The organism is Devosia sp. (assembly GCF_017307565.1).
Taxonomy (GTDB): domain Bacteria; phylum Pseudomonadota; class Alphaproteobacteria; order Rhizobiales; family Devosiaceae; genus Devosia.
Genome location: NZ_JAFKHD010000338.1, coordinates 1 through 19078 on the forward strand (window position 1 = coordinate 1; position 19078 = coordinate 19078).

At 63.7% G+C, this 19078-nt stretch carries 17 protein-coding genes; 14 read left to right on the forward strand and 3 right to left on the reverse strand.

What is annotated here, in order from left to right:
* Both J0I64_RS12795 and J0I64_RS12800 read right to left on the reverse strand, forming a co-directional pair.
* A partial coding sequence (locus tag J0I64_RS12795) for an MFS transporter (RefSeq protein ID WP_291408789.1) occupies positions 1-508 on the reverse strand: 508 nt, incomplete at its 3' end.
* Between the two features lie 4 nt (positions 509-512).
* Complete coding sequence (locus J0I64_RS12800; RefSeq protein ID WP_291408791.1) at positions 513-1124, reverse strand: TetR/AcrR family transcriptional regulator; 612 nt, start codon at positions 1122-1124, stop codon at positions 513-515.
* Between the two features lie 177 nt (positions 1125-1301).
* On the opposite strand from J0I64_RS12800, the gene ilvA reads away from it, so the two are divergent.
* The 5 genes from ilvA (at position 1302) to J0I64_RS12825 (ending at position 7459) form a co-directional block, all read left to right on the forward strand.
* Positions 1302-2819, forward strand: a complete 1518-nt coding sequence (gene ilvA / locus J0I64_RS12805) for a threonine ammonia-lyase, biosynthetic (protein ID WP_291408793.1) — start codon at positions 1302-1304, stop codon at positions 2817-2819.
* Positions 2820-3000: 181 nt separating this feature from the next.
* Positions 3001-4233, forward strand: coding sequence for a hypothetical protein (locus tag J0I64_RS12810; protein ID WP_291408795.1), 1233 nt, complete (start codon positions 3001-3003; stop codon positions 4231-4233).
* A gap of 80 nt (positions 4234-4313) precedes the next feature.
* The gene (locus J0I64_RS12815) at positions 4314-5009 is read left to right on the forward strand and encodes a pyrimidine 5'-nucleotidase (protein ID WP_291408797.1); all 696 of its coding nucleotides are present in this window, start codon (positions 4314-4316) and stop codon (positions 5007-5009) included.
* Between the two features lie 125 nt (positions 5010-5134).
* Positions 5135-5518, forward strand: a complete 384-nt coding sequence (locus J0I64_RS12820; protein WP_291408799.1) for a nucleoside triphosphate pyrophosphohydrolase family protein — start codon at positions 5135-5137, stop codon at positions 5516-5518.
* A 189-nt stretch (positions 5519-5707) separates the two neighbouring features.
* Positions 5708-7459, forward strand: a complete 1752-nt coding sequence (locus J0I64_RS12825) for an ABC transporter ATP-binding protein (RefSeq protein ID WP_291408801.1) — start codon at positions 5708-5710, stop codon at positions 7457-7459.
* Here J0I64_RS12825 and J0I64_RS12830 read toward each other — a convergent pair.
* Positions 7456-8667, reverse strand: a complete 1212-nt coding sequence (locus tag J0I64_RS12830) for a TIGR03862 family flavoprotein (RefSeq protein ID WP_291408803.1) — start codon at positions 8665-8667, stop codon at positions 7456-7458. The genes J0I64_RS12825 and J0I64_RS12830 overlap by 4 nt on opposite strands.
* A 150-nt stretch (positions 8668-8817) precedes the next feature.
* On the opposite strand from J0I64_RS12830, the gene J0I64_RS12835 reads away from it, so the two are divergent.
* The 9 genes from J0I64_RS12835 to J0I64_RS12875 form a co-directional block, all read left to right on the forward strand.
* Complete coding sequence (locus J0I64_RS12835; RefSeq protein WP_291408805.1) at positions 8818-9732, forward strand: ROK family protein; 915 nt, start codon at positions 8818-8820, stop codon at positions 9730-9732.
* Positions 9729-10442 carry a copper homeostasis protein CutC gene (locus J0I64_RS12840; protein WP_291408807.1) on the forward strand — a complete coding sequence of 238 codons (714 nt, stop codon included), beginning with the start codon at positions 9729-9731 and terminating at the stop codon, positions 10440-10442. Before J0I64_RS12835 ends, J0I64_RS12840 begins: the two co-directional genes overlap by 4 nt.
* A 209-nt stretch (positions 10443-10651) precedes the next feature.
* Entirely contained in the window at positions 10652-12655 is a 2004-nt protein-coding gene (locus tag J0I64_RS12845; protein ID WP_291408809.1) for a methyl-accepting chemotaxis protein, read from the forward strand.
* Positions 12656-12974: 319 nt separating this feature from the next.
* Positions 12975-13910 carry a GDP-L-fucose synthase gene (locus tag J0I64_RS12850; protein ID WP_291408811.1) on the forward strand — a complete coding sequence of 312 codons (936 nt, stop codon included), beginning with the start codon at positions 12975-12977 and terminating at the stop codon, positions 13908-13910.
* Entirely contained in the window at positions 13907-15163 is a 1257-nt protein-coding gene (locus tag J0I64_RS12855; RefSeq protein WP_291408813.1) for a WcaI family glycosyltransferase, read from the forward strand. Before J0I64_RS12850 ends, J0I64_RS12855 begins: the two co-directional genes overlap by 4 nt.
* Positions 15160-16371, forward strand: coding sequence for a hypothetical protein (locus J0I64_RS12860; RefSeq protein ID WP_291408816.1), 1212 nt, complete (start codon positions 15160-15162; stop codon positions 16369-16371). Before J0I64_RS12855 ends, J0I64_RS12860 begins: the two co-directional genes overlap by 4 nt.
* Positions 16368-16931, forward strand: a complete 564-nt coding sequence (locus J0I64_RS12865) for an acyltransferase (protein ID WP_291408818.1) — start codon at positions 16368-16370, stop codon at positions 16929-16931. The genes J0I64_RS12860 and J0I64_RS12865 overlap by 4 nt, the downstream gene beginning before the upstream one ends.
* Entirely contained in the window at positions 16928-18049 is a 1122-nt protein-coding gene (locus J0I64_RS12870; RefSeq protein ID WP_291408820.1) for a hypothetical protein, read from the forward strand. Before J0I64_RS12865 ends, J0I64_RS12870 begins: the two co-directional genes overlap by 4 nt.
* Positions 18046-19078, forward strand: a 1033-nt coding sequence (locus J0I64_RS12875; RefSeq protein ID WP_291408822.1) for a glycosyltransferase, incomplete at its 3' end; no start/stop codon positions are given. The genes J0I64_RS12870 and J0I64_RS12875, both read left to right, overlap by 4 nt.

Below are 19078 nucleotides of genomic sequence, written 5' to 3' on the forward strand. Positions count from 1 at the left end.
GGGCCTCGATGAGCAGACCTCCCAGGATCGGGCCGCAGAACGAGGCGAGACCGGCGGAAAGGCCGAACAGCGAGAAGGCCTGGCCGCGTTCGTGCGGCGGGAAGGTCACGGTGGCGATGGCCAGCACCTGCGGGGTCATCATGGCGCCGGCGAGGCCCTGAATGACGCGGGCGACGATCAGCATTTCGATAGAGCTGGCAAAGCCGCACAGCGCCGAGGCCGCGGTAAACCCGGCGACGCCCCACAGGAACATGCGGGTGCGGCCTACGATGTCGCCAAGACGCCCGAAGGGCAGGAGGCCAAGGGCGAAGGCGAGCACATAGGCGGCGACGACCCATTCGATCTGGCTGTCGGTGGCCCCGAGGCTCTGGCGCATGGAGGGCAGCGCCACATTGACGATGGTGACGTCGATCAGGTTCATGAAATTGGCGATGAGCAGCACGAAAAGGCCGATCCAGCGGCGCGGATCGGGCGGTGCATCACCGGCATGGGCGTGATGGGCGGACATGGATTTATCCTTGTGAAACAGGAGAAGCGGAAAAGGCGCGTTCGAGCTCGGCCATGACGGCGTCGAGCTGATTGCGCCGATGAGGGCGCCAGCAATCGGAGAGTGCGGCGGTAACGGCGACGGCGGCGGCTTCCGGATCGATCGAGCGGCGCATGGAGCCGTCGGCAATGCCGGTACGGAAGATGTCCGCGAACTGGCTGGTCCAGAAAGCCTGCATGGGCAGGATGATGTCGGCGATCGAGGCATCGCGCCGGGCCCGGTCGACGAGCTCACTCAATACACCGATCAATTCGGGCATTTCGGCCACGATCTCGCGGAACTCGTTGAACTCGATCCGCAATTGCAGGAGACCGGGCTGATCGGCCCGGGGATGGCGCAGGGCCTGTGCCTTGAAATCGGCGCGCAGGGATTCGGCAACGAGCGCCACCAGCGCTTCCTTGCTCGGCACATGATAGTGGAGCGTCGCGATATTGATGCCGACACGCTCGGCAATGTCGCGCGTGCGCAGGCCTTCGAGGCCCTTCTCGATGATCAGGGCCCGGGCCGCCTTGGCAATGGCGATGCGGCGTTCGTCGCCGCTTTCGCGCCTGGGGTTGGAAGACTGTTCGGGGCACACGCGGGATGGCTCGGGGTTCGGATCGGACGGGCGTTGATATACCGACGAAAATTATCAATCAATCATTTGATTGAGAAAACGTGCCATGCCGGAAACGCATGCGCTCTTCTTATGACCGGGCGTTGACATTTGGTGTCAGCAGGCGTCCATCAGCCGCGAATTGTCGAAAGCCGTGCCATGACCGATTACGTCCGCAAAATCCTGACCTCAGCGGTTTACGAAGTTGCAGAGGAGACGCCGCTCGACGCGATGCGCCTGCTCTCCACCAAGCTCGGCCAGGACATTCTGCTCAAGCGCGAAGACCTGCAGCCGGTCTTTTCCTTCAAGATTCGCGGCGCGCATAACCGCATGAGCCAGCTGACAGCCGAGGAACGCGCGCGGGGCGTCATCTGCGCCTCTGCGGGTAATCACGCCCAGGGCGTAGCGCTGTCGGCTACACGGCTCGGCGTGCGCTCGATCATCGTCATGCCGACCACGACCCCCGAGATCAAGATCGGCGCGGTGAAGCGCCTAGGCGGCGAAGTGGTGCTGTTTGGCGACGGGTTCGACGCTGCCCGCGCTCATGCGGCGGGGCTGGCGGAACGGCACGGCTACGTGTTCGTGCATCCGTTCGATGATCCCGATGTCATCGCCGGCCAGGGCACGATCGGCATGGAACTGCTGCGCCAGCATCCCGGCGATATCGGCGCCATCTATGTGCCGATCGGCGGGGGCGGCCTTGCCGCCGGCATCGCCGCCTTCGTCAAATTCCTCCGCCCCGAGATCAAGGTCATCGGCGTCGAGCCCGAAGAGTCGGCGAGCATGAAGGCCGCCATCTCTGCGGGGCATCCGGTGACGCTCAACGAGGTTGGGCTCTTTGCCGACGGCGTTGCGGTGCGCGAAGTGGGCGAAGAAACCTTCCGCATCTGCCGCGACCTGCTCGATGGCATCATTACGGTGAACGCGGACGAAATCTGCGCCGCCATCAAGGACATTTTCGATGACATGCGCGCCATTGCCGAACCGGCCGGCGCGCTGGCCCTCGCCGGCCTCCGGCGCCATATCGAAATGGGCGCGGCCCCCAAGGGGAGCCTGATCGCCATCAATTCGGGCGCCAACGTCAATTTCGACCGCTTGCGCTATGTGGCCGAGCGGGCCGAAATCGGCGAGCGCGCCGAGGCCCTGCTCGCGGTAACTATCCCCGAAAAGCCCGGCAGCTACCGCGCCTTCATGCGCCTTCTTGGTCGCCGCGCCATCACCGAATTCAACTATCGCTATGCCCACGGCCAGGACGCCCACATTTTCGTGGGCGTGAAGCTGACCGGCGCCGACAAGGAAAAGCGCGAGATCATCGACCTCCTCACCGGCAATGGCCTGGCGGTCACCGACATGACCGACAACGAGGTCGCCAAGCTCCATGTGCGCTACATGGTGGGTGGTCGCGTCAGCGGGCTCAGCCACGAAGTGGTCTTCCGCTTCGAATTCCCCGAGCGGCCCGGAGCATTGCTGAAATTCCTCGAAGGGCTGAATGACGCCTGGAACATCTCGCTGTTCCATTACCGCAATCATGGCGCCGATTATGGCCGTGTGCTGGTGGGCGTGCAGGTGCCACCCGAGACCCGTAGGGACTTCTACGCCCATATCGACGCGATCGGCTTTCCCTATTGGGACGAAACGGAAAATCCGGCCTATCGACAATTTCTTGAAACAAATTGAACCGATTTCCGTAAATCGAGTTCGACATGGTGACGAAATAAATCAGCAGTATAGCTGCGGACGCAATTCTGCCGCACATCGACTGCAATTCACTTGCCCCAAGGGGTAACCAAACCGGGGGACAGCGCGGGGGTTGGACAGGACGACCGCGCCCTTCACAACATCGAGGAAGACGCAGACCATGATGAGAATCAACAAGATCCAGGGCCTGATGCTGGCATCTGGCATGGCCACGCTTGCGCTGATGCAGCCTGCCATGGCGCTCGACGCACAGGAATTCGTCGATCGTATCGCTGCGGTCTACAAGCTCGGCGGCTATGATATTCAGTTCGGTGCCGCCAAGCTCGATGGCGATACCATTACGGTCGATGGCGCCAAGGTCGCCCTGACCGGTGCCGACACCGAGACCTGGAGCATCGACACCACGCTGACCTTCACCGGTGTCGCCGATGCAGAGAACGGTGGTTTCATCGCCGACTCGCTGACCATTCCCGATGTCGACACCGATTTCTCGGACGACCCGAAGGGCCATGTTTCGCTGGTCGACATCGTCGCCAATGACATCTACCTGCCGCCCGCCGACCAGGTGAACATCACTGCCCTGCTCGAATCCGTCGGCAGCTTCACCACTGGCGCGCTCAAGGTGACCCGCGACGGCGCGGACTTCCTCTCGGTCGATTCCATCGAAGCGACCAACGAGTTCTCCTATGACGACGCCGATGCCCTCTCCAACATCGACTCGACCTTCGCTGTGAACGGCATCTGGGCTGATCTCAAGACCGTTTCGGAAGAAGACGCCGAAGCCGGCCCGGTGATCCAGGCCCTCGGCCTCACCGAGATCAACGGCGACATCAACCAGAAGATGAGCTGGAGCATGGCCGACGGCCATATGGTGATCGAAGACTTCCGCTTCGACTTCGCCGACATTGGCGCGCTCAACTTCCGTGCTGATATCTCCGGCTTCACCCCGGCTGTTCTCGACAAGATCTACGGCATGCAGGCAGCGTCCGCCGGCGCGCCGAGCGAGGAAGCCCAGGCCAAGCAGATGATGGTCGGCATGGAACTGCTCCAGGCCCTGACCCTGACCAGCTCCAGCCTCCGCTATGACGATGCGGGCCTCACCCCCAAGCTGCTCGACATGTTCGCTGCCCAGTCGGGTTCGGATCGCGCCACCTTCGTCGCCGGCCTCAAGGCCATGGCACCCCAGCTCGTCGGCCAGGCAGGTATCCCGGCCCTGACCGATCTCGTCGTGCCCGCGATCAACACCTTCCTCGACGATCCCAAGAGCATCGAGATTGCCGTTCGTCCGGCAACCCCGACCACGCTTCTGGTCCTCAGCGCCGCTGCCGCCAACCCGGCCGGCCTGATCTCGGCCCTCGGCCTCGCCGTCAAGGCGAACGAAGCCGCAGAGTAAGCTGACAATCTGGCGAGCCTCCCCCCCGGAGGCTCGCTTCCACAGGTGAACTCGCTGCCATCCTGTGGCACAATGGGCCGATGACAACCGCTGCCCCCAAAAACCTCAATCATATCACCGACTGGGTGTTCGATCTCGACAACACGCTTTATCCGCGTGAGTGCAATCTGTTCGCGCAGATCGATGTGCGTATCACCCACTATGTGATGAACGTGACGAGTCTCGATTTCGAGGCGGCCCGCTCGCTGCAGAAGGTCTACTACCGAGACTTCGGCACAACCCTCAACGGGCTGATGAACCGGCACTCGATCGACCCCGACCACTTTCTCAACACCGTCCACGCCATCGACTATGCCCCGGTCGATCCGCATCCCGCGCTGATCGAGGCCATTCGCGCCCTGCCCGGCCGAAAATTCATCCTGACCAATGGCGATACCGGCCATGCCCGCTCCGTTCTGGGGCGTCTGGGTGACCCGGACCTATTTGAGGATGTCTATGACATCCGCGCCATGACCTATGTGCCCAAGCCGCATCGCGAGGCCTATGACGGTTTTCTCGCGCGCCATGGCATCGACCCACAGCGGGCCGTCATGTTCGACGATCTCGAGAAGAACCTCGTCGTGCCGCATGAAATCGGCATGTCGACCGTGCAGGTCGTGGCCGGCGAGGATTTTGTCCATGACCAGGTGGAATCCTGGGAACTGGGCCGTTCGACCGGCCCGCATGTACACCATGTGACCGGGGACCTCGCCGGGTTCCTGCGGAATTTGCGATAGGGCCGTTGCGTCTTTGGCGACGCAGCGGAGGCCCCCCCTCGCCCGGCCCTGCGGGCCGTCCTCCCTCCTAAGGGTGAGGTGGGGTGGCCCCAGCAAACGCCAAACAACCTTGCGAGAACAAAACCATGAAAACCCTCCTCGACGACGTCGCCGGCTTTCACCATGCGTGCGACCTGCCGGTGCTGCCAAAACCGCAATTCATACCGGAGCGGGCGGCGCTGCGCTCGGCGCTTCTGATGGAAGAATGCCAGGAGACGGTTGAAGCCATCGAGCGCGGCGACATGGAAAAGATCGCCGATGGTCTGGCCGATGTGATCTATGTCGCGGTTGGTGCGGCGCTCGAATTCGGCATTCCCCTCGATCGGGTATGGGCCGAAGTGCATCGTTCGAACATGGCCAAGGTTGATCCCGCGACCGGCAAGGTGATCAAGCGCGCCGATGGCAAGGTGCTAAAGCCCGAAGGCTGGACGCCGCCGGATGTGGCCGCCGCGCTCGCCGTCGAAAGCTGAGCAGCCTCAAACATTACCAAGTCTTATATATGCGCCGCCTCCGGGCGGCGTTATGGTGAGCCCATGACCGACCTACCAGGGCGCAGGCCTCCGCCCATTCCAGAAAATGCCCCCAGTTTCAGACAGCGCCTCGAAAATCTCCGCCTCCTTGGGCGACTGATTTCGCAGATCTGGCGCACGAGCCGCGTGATGACCGCGGCCAGCATCGGCCTGCGCCTCATCGCCGCGCTGCAACCCATTGCCGTGCTCTATGCGGCAAAGCTGATCGTCGACGAAGTGGTGCGCCTGACCGGGATCCCCTCGCCCGGCCCCAGCCTGCTCGACTGGTGGAATGCGGGGCTGCTCAACTGGGTCTTCTGGCTGCTGGCGCTCGAAATGGTGCTGGTTCTTGCCAATGACGCCATTGGCCGGGCGACGGGACTGGTCGATTCCATTCTCTCCGAACTCCATTCCAACCAGATCAGCGTCGAATTGATGGCCCACGCCGCCCAGCTCGACCTCATGCATTTTGAATCCGCCGAGTATCAGGACCGGCTCGAGCGGGCCCGCCGCCAGGCGGCAGGTCGCAATGCGCTACTGAGTCAGCTGTTTGGCCAGGCGCAGGACATGATCACGGTGCTGACGCTGGCCGCCGGCCTTTTCGTCTATGCCCCCTGGCTGATCCTGCTATTGCCTGTGAGTTTCATTCCCTCGATCTGGGGCGAAACGCGCTTCAACACCATGGCCTATATGGTCAGCCGATGGCGCACGCCGGAGCGACGGGAGCTCGAATATCTCCGCTATATCGGGGCGAGCGCCGAGACGGCCAAGGAAATCAAGCTGTTCGGGCTCGGCGGCTTTCTCATCGAGCGGTTCAAGAAGCTGGCGGACGAGATCTTTCTCGAAAACCGGCGTATCGCCTTTCTGCGGGCCATCTGGGGCGCGCTCTTTGCTGCCATTTCCACCCTCGCCTATTATGCCGCCTATGCCTTCATCGTCTGGCGCACGGTGACCGGCGAATTCACCATTGGTGACCTCGCCTTCCTTTCGGGCTCCTTCCTGAGGCTCAATGGGCTGTTCCAGAAAATCCTGCTCGGTTTCACCCAGATCGCCGGGCAGTCCATGTTCCTCGACGATCTCTTCTCCTTCTTCGAGATCGAGCCGGAAGTTTTGGCGCCGGCCCACCCCAAGGCTTTCCCGGTACCGATCCAGCGGGGCATCCGCTTCGACAATGTCGGCTTCCGCTATCCCGAGACCGAGAACTGGGTGATCCGCGGCCTCTCCTTCACCCTCAATGCCGGGGAGACCCTGGCGCTGGTGGGCGAGAATGGCGCGGGCAAGACAACGATCGTCAAACTGCTGGCGCGGCTCTATGACCCGAGCGAGGGCCACATCACCATCGATGGGATCGACCTGAAGGACATGGCCCCGGCCGATATCCACGCCCATCTCGGCGTCATCTTCCAGGATTTCATCCGCTACAGTTTTTCGGCGCGCGACAATATCGGGGTCGGCCGCGTCGAGGAAAAGGACAACCAGCCGCGCATTGACCAGGCCGCCGAGCAGAGCCTTGCCCACGCGGTCATCGCCAAGCTGCCCAAGGGCTATGACCAGCAATTGGGGCGGTTGTTCAAGCAGGGTCGCGACCTCTCGGGCGGCGAGTGGCAGAAGGTCGCCATCGCCCGCTCCTATATGCGCGATGCCGAGCTGATCATTCTCGACGAGCCGACCGCAGCGCTCGACGCCAAGGCCGAGGCTGAGGTGTTTGCGCGCTTCAAGGGCCTCGCCAGCGGCAAGACGGCGGTGATCATTTCGCACCGTTTTTCGACCGTGCGCATGGCCGACCGGATCCTGGTGCTTGAAGACGGCGCCATTCTGGAGGCCGGTTCGCATGAAGAACTGCTGGCCCGCGGCGGCCGCTATGCCGAGCTCTTCGAACTGCAGGCCGCGGGCTACCGCTAAGGAGCCCGGCGCAGATAGTCGAGCATGCCGCCGGCCGCGGCGCGCCCCGTGGCAAAGCAGGCTGTGAGGAGATAGCCCCCGGTCGGCGCTTCCCAATCGAGCATTTCGCCGGCGGCAAAGACGCCTGGCAAAGCCTTGAGCATGAAATGCTCGTCAATGGCGGAGAAGGCCACGCCGCCCGCGGAGGAAATGGCCTCGGCAATCGGGCGCGTGCGGCGCAGCGGAATGGCGACGGATTTTATCGCCGAGGCGAGGGCCTCGGGATCGAGCCTGTTGGCATCGGGCCGGCACTCGCGCAGCAACGCCGCCTTGACAGGCTCAAGCCCCGCCCCCTTGCGCAACCGATTGGAAAAGCTGAGTTTTGTCGGCTGGCGGGCGAGATCGCGGGCAAGGCGCTCCTGCGAGCGTCCGGGCATGAGGTCGACTGTCAGGACCGCAGAGCCCTCGGCAAGGAGGACATCGCGCAGCACGGCGGAATGGGCGTAGACGAGGCTCCCCTCGATGCCCCAGCGGCTGACGACGAATTCGCCGGGCAAGGTGCCCAAAGCGCTGGTAGCCGTGACCGATTTGAGCGGCGCACCGGCAAAGCGCTCGACAAAGTTCTCGCTCCAGCCGACTTCGAAGCCGCAATTGGCGGGCATGAAGGGCTGGGCTGCAACTCCCTTCCCGGCCAGCCATGGCAGCCAGGCGGCATCGGAGCCGAGCTTGGGCCAGCTGGCACCACCCAGCGCCAGCAACACGGCATCGAAGGAGAACTGCTGTTCGCCATCGGGCGTTTCGAAGCGCAGGGCGCCGTCGGCACCAAACCCCAGCCAGCGATGCCGCGTGCGGATTTCGACGCCCTTTGCCGCGAGCCGGGCAAGCCAGGCGCGTAAGAGCGGCGAGGCCTTCATCGCCACGGGAAAGACGCGGCCAGAGGAGCCGACAAAGGTTTCGACGCCAAGGCCGAGGCACCACTGCCGCAGGTCTTCGCCGGTGAAAGCGTCAAGCGCGGCTTCGAGCCTTGGCCGCGCGGCGCCGTAGCGGGTGAGAAGGTCGGCGTGACTTTCGGAATGGGTGATGTTGAGGCCCGACTTGCCGGCCATCAGCAGCTTTCGCCCGACGGTCGGCATGGCTTCGAAAAGCGTCACCGCCTCGCCGGCATCTGCCAGGACTTCGGCGGCCATCAGCCCGGCAGGCCCGCCGCCAATGATTGCGCATCGCGCCAAATTCCGACCCTTCCACCTTGTCGCGGGCGATCCTTAGCCAGTTTCGGCGGTGTGGGAAAGCCACGCGGCAGCGCTGGCCCCGCCTTTGCTGAGCCGCTAGTGTCGCAGCCATCATCCCAACCGCGCCGGACGCGGAGAACAAGACCTCTCATGATCACCTGCTTCGATATCGGCGGCACGACGATCAAGGGCGCCACGGCCCTGACGCCGGACCAGTTGACCCCGCTTGGCCGCGTGCCGACGCCGCGCGATGATTTTCCCGCCTTCGTCGCCGCCATTTCCGGGCTGATCACCGCAGGTGGCGCCCCGGCCGGTGCGCCCGTGGCCATTTCGGTGACAGGCGTGGTCGACCCGGCCAATGGCCATGTCACTTGCGCCAATATCCCCTGCATCGACGGGCGCGAACTGGCGAGCGAACTCAAGGCGCTGCTGGATCGCCCGGTTTTCGTCGCCAATGACGCGGACTGCTTCGTGCTCGCCGAAGCCACGGCCGGCGCCGGGCGCGAGCATCGCGTCGTCTTCGGCGCCATCATGGGAACGGGTGTGGGCGGCGGCATCGTCGTCGACAAGCGCCTCCATCCCGGGGCTGCCGGGCTCGGCGGCGAATGGGGCCACGGCACCATCGTTGCCACCAAGGTCAGCGTGCCGCCCTTTGACCTGCCGCACTTCCCCTGCGGCTGCGGACTTTCCGGTTGCCTCGACACCGTCGGCGGCGCACGGGGCCTGGAGCGCCTGCACCGGCATCTCCATGGCGCGGACCTTGCCAGCACGGCCGTCGTTTCGGCCTGGCTTGCAGGCGAAGCGGCGGCGGGCCAGACGATCGATCTCTTCATCGAGCTGGTGGCCCAGCCGCTGGCGCTCGTCGTCAACATCGTCGGACCCGATATCATCGCCGTGGGCGGGGGGCTTGGAAACAGCCACGAACTGATTGCCCGGCTCGACGCCGCGGTGCGGCCGCGTATCTTGCGAAAGCTCGACCGGCCGCTCGTGGTGCCCGCTCAATTGACTGCGGATGCCGGACTGATCGGCGCGGCTGCCCTCGGGCTTGCGGGAGCCACGGCATGACCCTTCTCGAAATCTGCGTCGACACCGCCGCCGGACTGCGCACGGCCAGCGCCAGTGGCGCGGACCGGATAGAACTCTGTTCGGCGCTCGAACTGGGCGGGTTGACGCCCACCTCGGGCCTGCTGGCTCTTGCAGCCGAAATGGGCGTTTCCGCCCGTGTCATGATCCGGCCCCGCGCCGGTGACTTCGTCTTCACTGCGGACGATCTCGACATGATGCGCGCCGATATTGCGGCAGCCCGCGCGCATGGCCTCGAAGGCGTCGTTCTCGGCGCCAATCGCCCCGATGGCGCACTCGATCTCGACATGCTTGGCACATTGGTGGAGGCCAGCCAGGGCCTTCGGAAAACCCTGCATCGCGCCTTCGATCTGGTGCCCGACATTGCCGAAGCCGTCGAGCAGGCTGTGGCGCTCGGCTTTGACACCATCCTCACCTCGGGCCGCGGCTCCTCGGCGCTTGCCGGACTCGACGATCTCGTGCTCGCCCACAAGGCCGCCGCCGGGCGGATCACCATCATGGCAGGCGCAGGCATCAGCGCCGCCAATGTCGGAACCATCCTCGCCGCTGCCCCGCTCGGGGCCATCCATGGCTCCTGCTCCGGCCCCATAGCCGGCGACAGCCCGCTGGCAACCCGGCTCGGCTTTGTCAGCCCAGGCCGCCGAATGACCGACGGAACCCGTGTGAACGCCTTGAAACGAGCCATCGGCTAGTCGATGACTTACTTCGGAAAGTCTTCTTACTGCCCATGATTTAGGCAATTCATAAGTGCTTCACCATACATTAAGAGAAAAATAGTTACCTTGAGTGGGTAGACCGCCCACTTCGCAATCAGAACACGCATTGTCACAAATCTGACATTGAGAGAGGGCGGCAAAACCAGTGCCGTACCCCACGGCGAAGTGTGAAAAGGTATTGTCGCATGCGCATTCGCGGCAAGGTATTGTCTATCGTCGGCATCATGGGCGTTGTCGCCGCGCTGATCACCGGTATCGGCCTCTTTGTTGTCGCCGAATACGAACATCAGATTCAACGGCTTGATAACTCGTCCAAGCGAGCTCTCTACGGCGAGTCGCTCAACCGCCACGTGACCGCCGTGGTCATGGAAGCACGCGGTATCTATGCGGCAGCCGACACCACCAAAGCCGTCCAGTTCGCCGAAGGCATCATGACCCAGCTCGACGCGATCGACCGCGTCATCGGCGAGTGGCGCCCACTGGTCGAACAGCAGGAGCTCGCCAGCTTCGACGCCATGGCCGCCAAGGCCGTCGAATTCCGCGCCTTCCGCGCCGAAACCGCCCGGCTTGGCCGGGACGTCGACCCGGCCCAGGCGAATGCGCAGGGCAATAACGAAGACAACCGTGCCAACCGCAAGGCCTTCCAGGCCGATATCGACGCCATTGTCGCCGAGGACCTCGTATCCTACCAAACCATCCAGGCGGAAATCGTCGGCTTCGAAGGCACCATGCGCATGCTGCTGCTGATCACCGCCGGCATTGGCATTCTCGCCGGCACCGGCGCCGCGCTTTACCTCGGCACCGCCCAGCTCGGCCGTCCGATCGGCAAGCTGACCCTGGCTATGCGCGACCTCTCGGAAGGCAAGTTCGAAACCGAAGTGCCGGGCCTCGAACGAGCCGACGAAATCGGCGAAATGGCTCAGGCCGTGCAGGTCTTCAAGGACAACGGCATCAAGATGGCTTCCATGTCTGCCGAAGAGCAGGCCGCCGCCCTGCGCACCGCAGCGCGCACCCGCACCATGGAAACCTTCCAGAACGAGTTCGACGACGTCGTCGAAGCCGCAATGGCCGGCGATTTCAGTCGCTCGATCACCACACGCTTCGAAGACGAAGACATCGTTCGCATCGCGCGCAATTTCAACGCCATGGTGTCGAGCGTCCGCGTTGGCCTCGCCGATGCCGGCTCGGTTCTGGCAGCACTTGCCGACACCAATCTGACCCAGCGCATGAGCGGCGCGCACCAGGGCGCTTTCCTTGAGCTGCAGACCGACATGAACCGCGTTGCCGACACCCTGACCGATGTCGTAACCCGCCTCCGCACCACCTCGCGTGGCGTGAAGGTGGCAACGGGCGAAATCCTCGCCGGGGCCAACGACCTCAGCGAGCGCACGACGCGCCAGGCCGCCACCATCGAGGAAACCTCGGCCACGATGGAGCAGCTCGCTTCGGCCGTGACCGAAAACGCCAAGCGCGCCCAGCGCGGCAGCACCACGGCGGAAGCCGTGACCCAGTCGGCCATCGAAAGCGGCCGGGTCATGGGCGAAGCAACCTCGGCCATGGGACGGATCACCACCGCGTCCGAAAAGATCTCCAACATCATCGGCATGATCGACGACATCGCCTTCCAGACCAACCTCCTGGCACTTAACGCCTCGGTGGAAGCGGCCCGCGCCGGTGAAGCCGGCAAGGGCTTTGCCGTGGTGGCCGTGGAAGTGCGCCGTCTCGCCCAATCGGCCGCGGAAGCCTCATCGGACGTCAAGGCGCTGATCGAAGAAAGCGCCCGCGAAGTCGATGGCGGTGCACGCCTCGTCTCCGACGCTGCCGGCAAGCTCGACGCCATGCTCGAAGCGCTGCGCAACAACAGCGCCATGATGGCCGAAATTGCCCGCGAGAGCGGCCAGCAGGCTCAGGCCATCGACGAGATCAACGTCGCCGTGCGCCAGATGGACGAGATGACCCAGCACAATGCGGCGCTGGTGGAAGAAACCAATGCCGCCATCGAGCAGACCGAGGCCCGCGCCAACGAGCTCGACACCATTGTTGACGTCTTCCACATCAACCAGGCCCAGCAGGTCGCCGAAGTCGCACCGGCGCGCCGCCCGGCTGCGGCGCCCAAGGCCCGCGCCGCCCAGACGCAGTATCTGAGCCAGGGCAATGCCGCCATCTCGGCAGACTGGGACGAATTCTGACGACCCCATCACCAAACGAACAAAACCGCCCGGCCAGTCCGGGCGGTTTTGCTTTGGAGGTACCGCATGACCTGTGCGTTCATAGGTCTGCGCGGCAATGTTACGCCGGAAAAATCGGACGGAATATCGTAAAAAATCCGTAAATACCCCTAACCTGGATCACTTATACTGCATTGACCCAAAACGTGATCGGCCGAAGACTTGTCCCCTCTTCAGACGGCGGGGGCAAAAAATGTCGGGAGAGCATAAGGGTGACGCCTGGGCACAACCGGCAGACCCGGACCACCAGAGCGTAGACAAGCCAAAGCCTTGCTTTTCCTTGAACGGGAAAACCATCTGGATTACCGGCCATACCGGTATGGTCGGCCGGGCATTGCAGCGTCGCCTCGCCGGCGAGAATTGCACACTGCTCACCACCGACAGGCAGGCGCTCGACCTGACGCGACAGGCTGAAGTTGAGGCTTTTGTCGGTAGTGCCCGACCCGACGCGATCGTGGTTGCCGCTGCCCGGGTCGGCGGCATTCAGGCCAATATGCGCGACCCCGTTGGGTTCCTGAGCGATAACCTGGCAATCAATCTCAATATCGCCAGAGCCGCCCACGCCGCCGACATCGATCGCGTCTTGTTCCTTGGCTCCAGCTGCATCTATCCTCGCGACGCTGCCCAGCCAATCGGCGAAGACGCGTTGCTGAGCGGCCCGCTCGAACCCACGAACCAATGGTATGCCATCGCCAAGATCGCCGCCGTGAAGCTGGCCGCGGCCTATCGCGAGCAGCACGGCCGCAACTACATCGCGGCCATGCCGACCAATCTCTATGGTCCATTCGACAATTTTGATCTCGACACGGGCCACGTCCTGCCCGCCCTGTTGCGCAAGGCGCATGAGGCCAGGCACCGACGCGAAAGCACCTTCGAACTCTGGGGAACCGGCACGACAAGGCGTGAATTCCTCCATGTCGACGATTGTGCCAACGCTCTCGTGCTCCTCTTGGAGAACTACACGTCTGCCGAGCCGATCAATATCGGATACGGCGAGGATATTGCGCTTATCGAGCTCGCGCGGCTGGTCTGCCAGACGGTGGGCTTTGCCGGCGCCATTGCGCTCGACCCAGACCGGCCCGATGGCACGCCGCGCAAGCTGCTCGACAGCGGCCGTCTGCGGCAACTCGGCTGGCGCCCGCGTGTCACGCTCGCCCGGGGGCTGCGGCAAACCTATGCCTGGTACAGGGAACAACTGGCCAGAGAGCCAGCATGAAGGTCCTGCTGCTCGGTCTCAATTTCGCTCCCGAACTGATCGGCACCGGCCCTTACACGACCGGCCTTGCCCAAGCTCTCGCGGAACGGGGACACACGGTCCGAGCCATCGCCGGAAACCCCTATTATCCCGATTGGCGGACCAAGCCCGGCATGCGCTGGTGGAACAGCGAAAGGCACAAAAATCTCACTATTCACCGCGTGCCTCACTATGTACCGCGAAATCCCACCGGGCCTGCGCGGCTGCTGCATCAGGCGAGTTTTGCGCTGACCGCCACTCCGCAGATGCTGACCAACGCGCTGGCCTGGCGACCCGACAGTGTCGTTGCCATTGCTCCAAGCCTTTTGGCCGCACCTCTGGGGCTTCTGGCTGCGCGCCTATCAGGCGCCAGCACCTGGCTGCACGTGCAGGATCTCGAACTCGAAGTTGCCCTGGCCACCAGCCTGCTCAGCCGCAAAAACCCGCTCGTGCGCGTACTCGCGGATATAGAGGGTCGCGTTTTGCGCAGCTACGACCGGGTGAGTTCAATCTCCCCCGCAATGTGCCTGCGCATCGTTCAAAGAGGCCTCGCCCCGGCTCAAGTCGCCGAACACCGCAACTGGGCGGAACTCGATGACGTCAGGCCGCTCCAAAGGCCCTCGGCCTATCGCCAAAAATGGGGCATCGCGACCCCGCACGTGGCGCTCTACTCCGGCACCCTGGGCCGCAAGCAAGGGCTGGACCTCGTGGTGTCGGCGGCCCGCCGCCTCACATCGCGGCGTGACCTCACCTTCGTGATCTGCGGCAATGGTCCCTACCGTGGCCAGCTCGAAGAGATGGCCAAGGGGCTCGACAATATTCGGTTCTTCGACCTCCAGCCCGCCGAGGAGCTGGGGGAACTGCTCGGGCTCGCCACCGTCCACCTGCTGCCCCAGATAGCCGCAGCGGCCGACCTCGTTCTACCCAGCAAGCTCACGAACATGCTGGCATCGGGAAGGCCGGTCGTTGCCACCACCGAACCCGGTACCGGCCTCTACGCCGAAATCGCCGATTGCGGCCTCGCAGTGCCACCCGGAGAAGCGGACGCGCTCGCCAGCGCCATAGAGAAGCTATGCGCAAACGCAGCGCTTCGAACCGGGCTGGGCCTTACGGCAAGACATCGCGCCGAAACGCGCTGGCGGCGCGAAACGATCCTGTCTCGCTTCGTCAACGATATCGAAGCGCTCGCGAGGCACCGCCAGCAGGCGCCCATCGGCGAAGAGCAGTCGCCATGACCATGGCGCTCATCCTGTTCGCTGCCGGTGGCCTTGGATTGTTCGTTGGCTTGCTCCGACACCGGCCCGGCCTCGTCTTCGTCAGTGGCGGGATCGTGCTGTTTCACGCCCTGCCGCTCGCGCTGTTCGACGAGACCGCCGCCAGCGCTACCCTGGTTGCCTATCGCGACACGGCGATTGCCATCGCAGTCATCATCGGACCGGCCTTCTATCTCGGATACTGGGCGCTCGCCCGTGCCCCAACCCCTTCCCCGCCACCAGAACGCGTCAGTACGCCCCCGCGCCGGATCCATGGCCTCCTGTTGCTTATTCTTGCTGGCCTCATCGCCGTTTCTCCAGGAGGTCTGCCGGGCTTCGCCGAGGCCGGCTTTCTGCGGGTCCCGGTAGAAAGCCCGCTCCACTCTACCATCTATGCGCTCGCCTGCGTCGCGGCCTTCACCACCACAATCCAGTCGGTTCATGCCGCCGCCGGGCGCACAGCGCAACCATGGCTATCGATGGCAATCGTTCTGCTGGTCTTCTGGATGCTGGGCGGGCGAACACAGTTCGTGATCACCGGTATTGCCTTCGGTCTGGTCCTTCTCAGTCATAGGCGGCTTGGCATGCGTGGCCTTCTGATGCCCATCCTGGCGGCTGGCCTGCTGAGCCTCATGACGCTCAGCTTCCGCCTTTCGCTCCAGGGCCAGACGACCGATCTGGCAGCCACCACACTCATGAGCCTGTCGCAACTCTCGCTGCTGGAAGGGTATGCCCTTGCCGCCCGCATCGTCGACGAGGCGGGCCATCAGGTAGGGCACTACTGGACGACTGCCCTGCAATTGCTTCCGCGCGCCCTCTTCCCGGAAAAACCACTGCAGCTGAGCCGGGCGCTGCGCTTCATGGCAGCAAGAGATACGCTCGGCGGCCTGACGCCCGGCCTTGCCGGCGAAGCGTTCGCGGCGGGAGGGCTGATTTGGGTTGCGGCTACAGGCATCGCCTTTGGAGGGACGCTGGCCGTCGTGGACAATGCCTATCGCCGTCTGCCTCAGCTTGGACTGGTCAGCCAGGCGCTGGTCGTATGCCTCCTGCCGCTTCTGGCGATCTTCGTCATGCGCGGTGGCCTCGATACGACGATCTTCCGCCTCGCAATCCTGTTGTTTACCGCGGGCCTGATGGCCCTCTGGAACACATCCCGCCATTGGTTTCAGGCCAGGGCACTATGGCGATGACCCACAGCCCCGGCCGCTATCTCACCAAAGCCATAGACCGGACGGCCAATGCCCTCCGCGGCTTGTGGTATCGTCACATTTACCTCTCATGGGTCCAGTTCGGCCGCACCATTACCTTCGCCGGACCGATCCGCTGCGCCGGTGTGACGGGATCGATCCGCATAGGCGATCGCGTCTTTTTGGGACCCAATATCAGTCTCGCCGTGGCCGAGGGGGGCTCTCTCGTGATCGGGCGCGATGTCTCGGTCAATCAGGGCTCCATACTGTCCGCCCGCCTCTCTGTTACGGTTGGTGACGGTACTCGCATCGGCGACCACTGCAGCATTCGGGACAGCGATCACCGGATCGAGGCGGGCCGCACGCTGCTCGAAAGCGGTTTTCAGGCTCAAGCGGTGAAGATAGGTCGCAATGTCTGGATCGGCCGGCAGGTCACGGTCCTGCCCGGCGTCACCATTGGCGATGATGCCATCATCGGCGCCCACAGCCTCGTGAACACCGATATTCCGGCGCGAGCCCTCGCCTTCGGCACGCCAGCACGCGTTCAGCGGGTGCTGGCATGAGGGCTTTTCGTTTCCTCGTAAGTCTTGCCCTCGCCACCGCACCGGCCGGCTGTATGTTCCTGGCCCAGACATGGCTGCTGCTCTCCGGACAAGGCGACGCAGTGCTCGATCTTGCCAGATATGGCGGGTTGATCGGCCTCATTTTCCTGGCCTTCGATGGCGGCTCTGGACTGGCGCCGACACTCATGCGTCAGCGCCACGCCGCCTCCGCAATCCGCTCTGCCTATCTGGTCTATCGTGGAGGCGTACTGGCAGTGCTTCTTGCCATTCTGCCTCTGGCCTGGTTGACCGCCCCTGTCGAAACCCTGGCTCTGCTGCCCTTGCTTGCCGCTGCCCTGCTGCTGCGCCTTCCTCTGCTGGACGCAGATCTCGACCGACACGGCTGGCAGCACTGGAGCATGGCGCTGCAGAACGGCTGGATGCTGCCCTTGGCTGTGACGGCGAGCCTCACAGGTGAAATGGATGCCCGCACGGCCGGCCACGCTGCGCTCTGGAGCACGCTGGCACTCTTTGCCGCCCATCATCTTCTGGTGCGAGAAAAGCAGCAGATTGGCGGCGATTTTCGGCCGCCACTGATCGAAATTGTCAGTTTTGCCTGCGCCCAGGGCATCGGACAGGCCTATGGCCGGGCTGTTATGTTCATCCTCGGCGCCGCCTTCACCGGCCCCCTTCCGGCCCTCGTTATCTACGCCAAGCAGGCGTTCAACGCCGCCGGGCCTCTTGTTAACTATCTGCGCCGGATCGAATTGGCGCAGAGCCGGGCCGACATGAAACTGAGCCTGAGTGGGCAGACCGCTATCTGCCTCGTCGCTGGGGCACTCGTTGCGCTTGCGGCGGCCAGACTTGGGCTCCCCCTCGTCCTCGCCTTGACTCTCATCGCCTGGCAGATCTTCGAAAAGCTGTCCGCCAATGCCGTTTATGCCCATCAGATTGCCGTGCGGCACAGGCTGGCGCTGGGCTCATTGGTGCTCGTTGCTTCACTCGGACTTTTCGGCCTCGCCGTGGCCGACGGCCAGCCACTTGTTTTCATCGCGGCCGAGACGATCGGCTACGCCATCGTGCTGATACTTTGGCTTCCTGCAAGACGACAGCCCTTCAACACAGAGAGGCGGCCATGATCGTGCTTCACTATTCGACGCGCCTCGGCCGTTCCGCCGGCGGCCTTTACCACTCCGTTTCAGGCCTGGCCCGTGCCATGACAGGGCTCGGCGTTGATGTCATCGTTGCCGGGGGAACCGAGCGCAGCTTTGCCGAGGATCGCACTGTCTGGGGCAAGGTGCCCTTGCTGACGCACGAACTGGGCCCCATAGGGTATGGTTTTTCTGCCGCCATGCTGAAAAAGATCGCCCAGCTTCGGCCCGATATCCTGCACATTCATGGTCTGTGGTCCGCAAGTTCGCTTCACGGCCGCTTTGCTCCCCCGAAGACCCGGGTCGTCGTGTCGCCACGCGGCATGCTCGATCCCTGGATTCGCGCCAGAAGACCGTGGCTGAAGCGACCTCATGCGCTGCTCTTTGAGCGCCCCATGTTGGCGCGCGCTCACCTTCATGCGCTGACGGAGCACGAGGCGGCAGCGGCGCGTAACTACATGCCCGAACTTGCCAATCGCACCTTTACCCTGCCCAATGGCGTGGACCCTGCCCCCTTTGCCAGCGCCGACAAGGGCGTTGGGGCCCTCTATCTCGGCCGATTGCACGAGAAAAAGCAGGTATTGCCGCTGATCGAGGCCTGGGAAAGACACGCCAAACGCATGACGTTGACGCTGGCCGGCTGGGGCCAACCCGACTATGAGGCCGAAGTGGCCGCTCGCTGCGCCAAGTCGGCAAGAGTGCGTTTTGTCGGCGCACTCTCGGGAATGAACAAGTCTCATGCCCTGTCGGCGGCGCGGTTCTTCATTCTCCCCTCGCTCAGCGAAGGCCTGCCCATGGCTGCACTGGAAGCCATCGCGCATGGTTGTATCCCGGTCCTGACCGACGCCTGCAACCTGCCAGATCTCTTTGCAAGTGACGTGGCCCTGCGCATGCATACCGACTTCAGCGACTTTGCCGACCTGGTGGCAAGGATAGAGGCAATGCCCGAAGCCGAGCGCGACAACCGCGCTGCCCGGGCCCGGGAAGCATCGCTGCACTTTCAGTGGCCGGTGATCG

Bases quoted from the DNA above. Each gene is read 5' to 3' on its own strand.
- ilvA (WP_291408793.1), top strand. From the start codon at position 1,302: ATGACCGATTACGTCCGCAAAATCCTGACCTCAGCGGTTTACGAAGTT.
- J0I64_RS12810 (WP_291408795.1), top strand. From the start codon at position 3,001: ATGATGAGAATCAACAAGATCCAGGGCCTGATGCTGGCATCTGGCATG.
- J0I64_RS12815 (WP_291408797.1), top strand. From the start codon at position 4,314: ATGACAACCGCTGCCCCCAAAAACCTCAATCATATCACCGACTGGGTG.
- J0I64_RS12820 (WP_291408799.1), top strand. From the start codon at position 5,135: ATGAAAACCCTCCTCGACGACGTCGCCGGCTTTCACCATGCGTGCGAC.
- J0I64_RS12825 (WP_291408801.1), top strand. From the start codon at position 5,708: ATGACCGCGGCCAGCATCGGCCTGCGCCTCATCGCCGCGCTGCAACCC.
- J0I64_RS12835 (WP_291408805.1), top strand. From the start codon at position 8,818: ATGATCACCTGCTTCGATATCGGCGGCACGACGATCAAGGGCGCCACG.
- J0I64_RS12840 (WP_291408807.1), top strand. From the start codon at position 9,729: ATGACCCTTCTCGAAATCTGCGTCGACACCGCCGCCGGACTGCGCACG.
- J0I64_RS12845 (WP_291408809.1), top strand. From the start codon at position 10,652: ATGCGCATTCGCGGCAAGGTATTGTCTATCGTCGGCATCATGGGCGTT.
- J0I64_RS12855 (WP_291408813.1), top strand. From the start codon at position 13,907: ATGAAGGTCCTGCTGCTCGGTCTCAATTTCGCTCCCGAACTGATCGGC.
- J0I64_RS12860 (WP_291408816.1), top strand. From the start codon at position 15,160: ATGACCATGGCGCTCATCCTGTTCGCTGCCGGTGGCCTTGGATTGTTC.
- J0I64_RS12865 (WP_291408818.1), top strand. From the start codon at position 16,368: ATGACCCACAGCCCCGGCCGCTATCTCACCAAAGCCATAGACCGGACG.
- J0I64_RS12870 (WP_291408820.1), top strand. From the start codon at position 16,928: ATGAGGGCTTTTCGTTTCCTCGTAAGTCTTGCCCTCGCCACCGCACCG.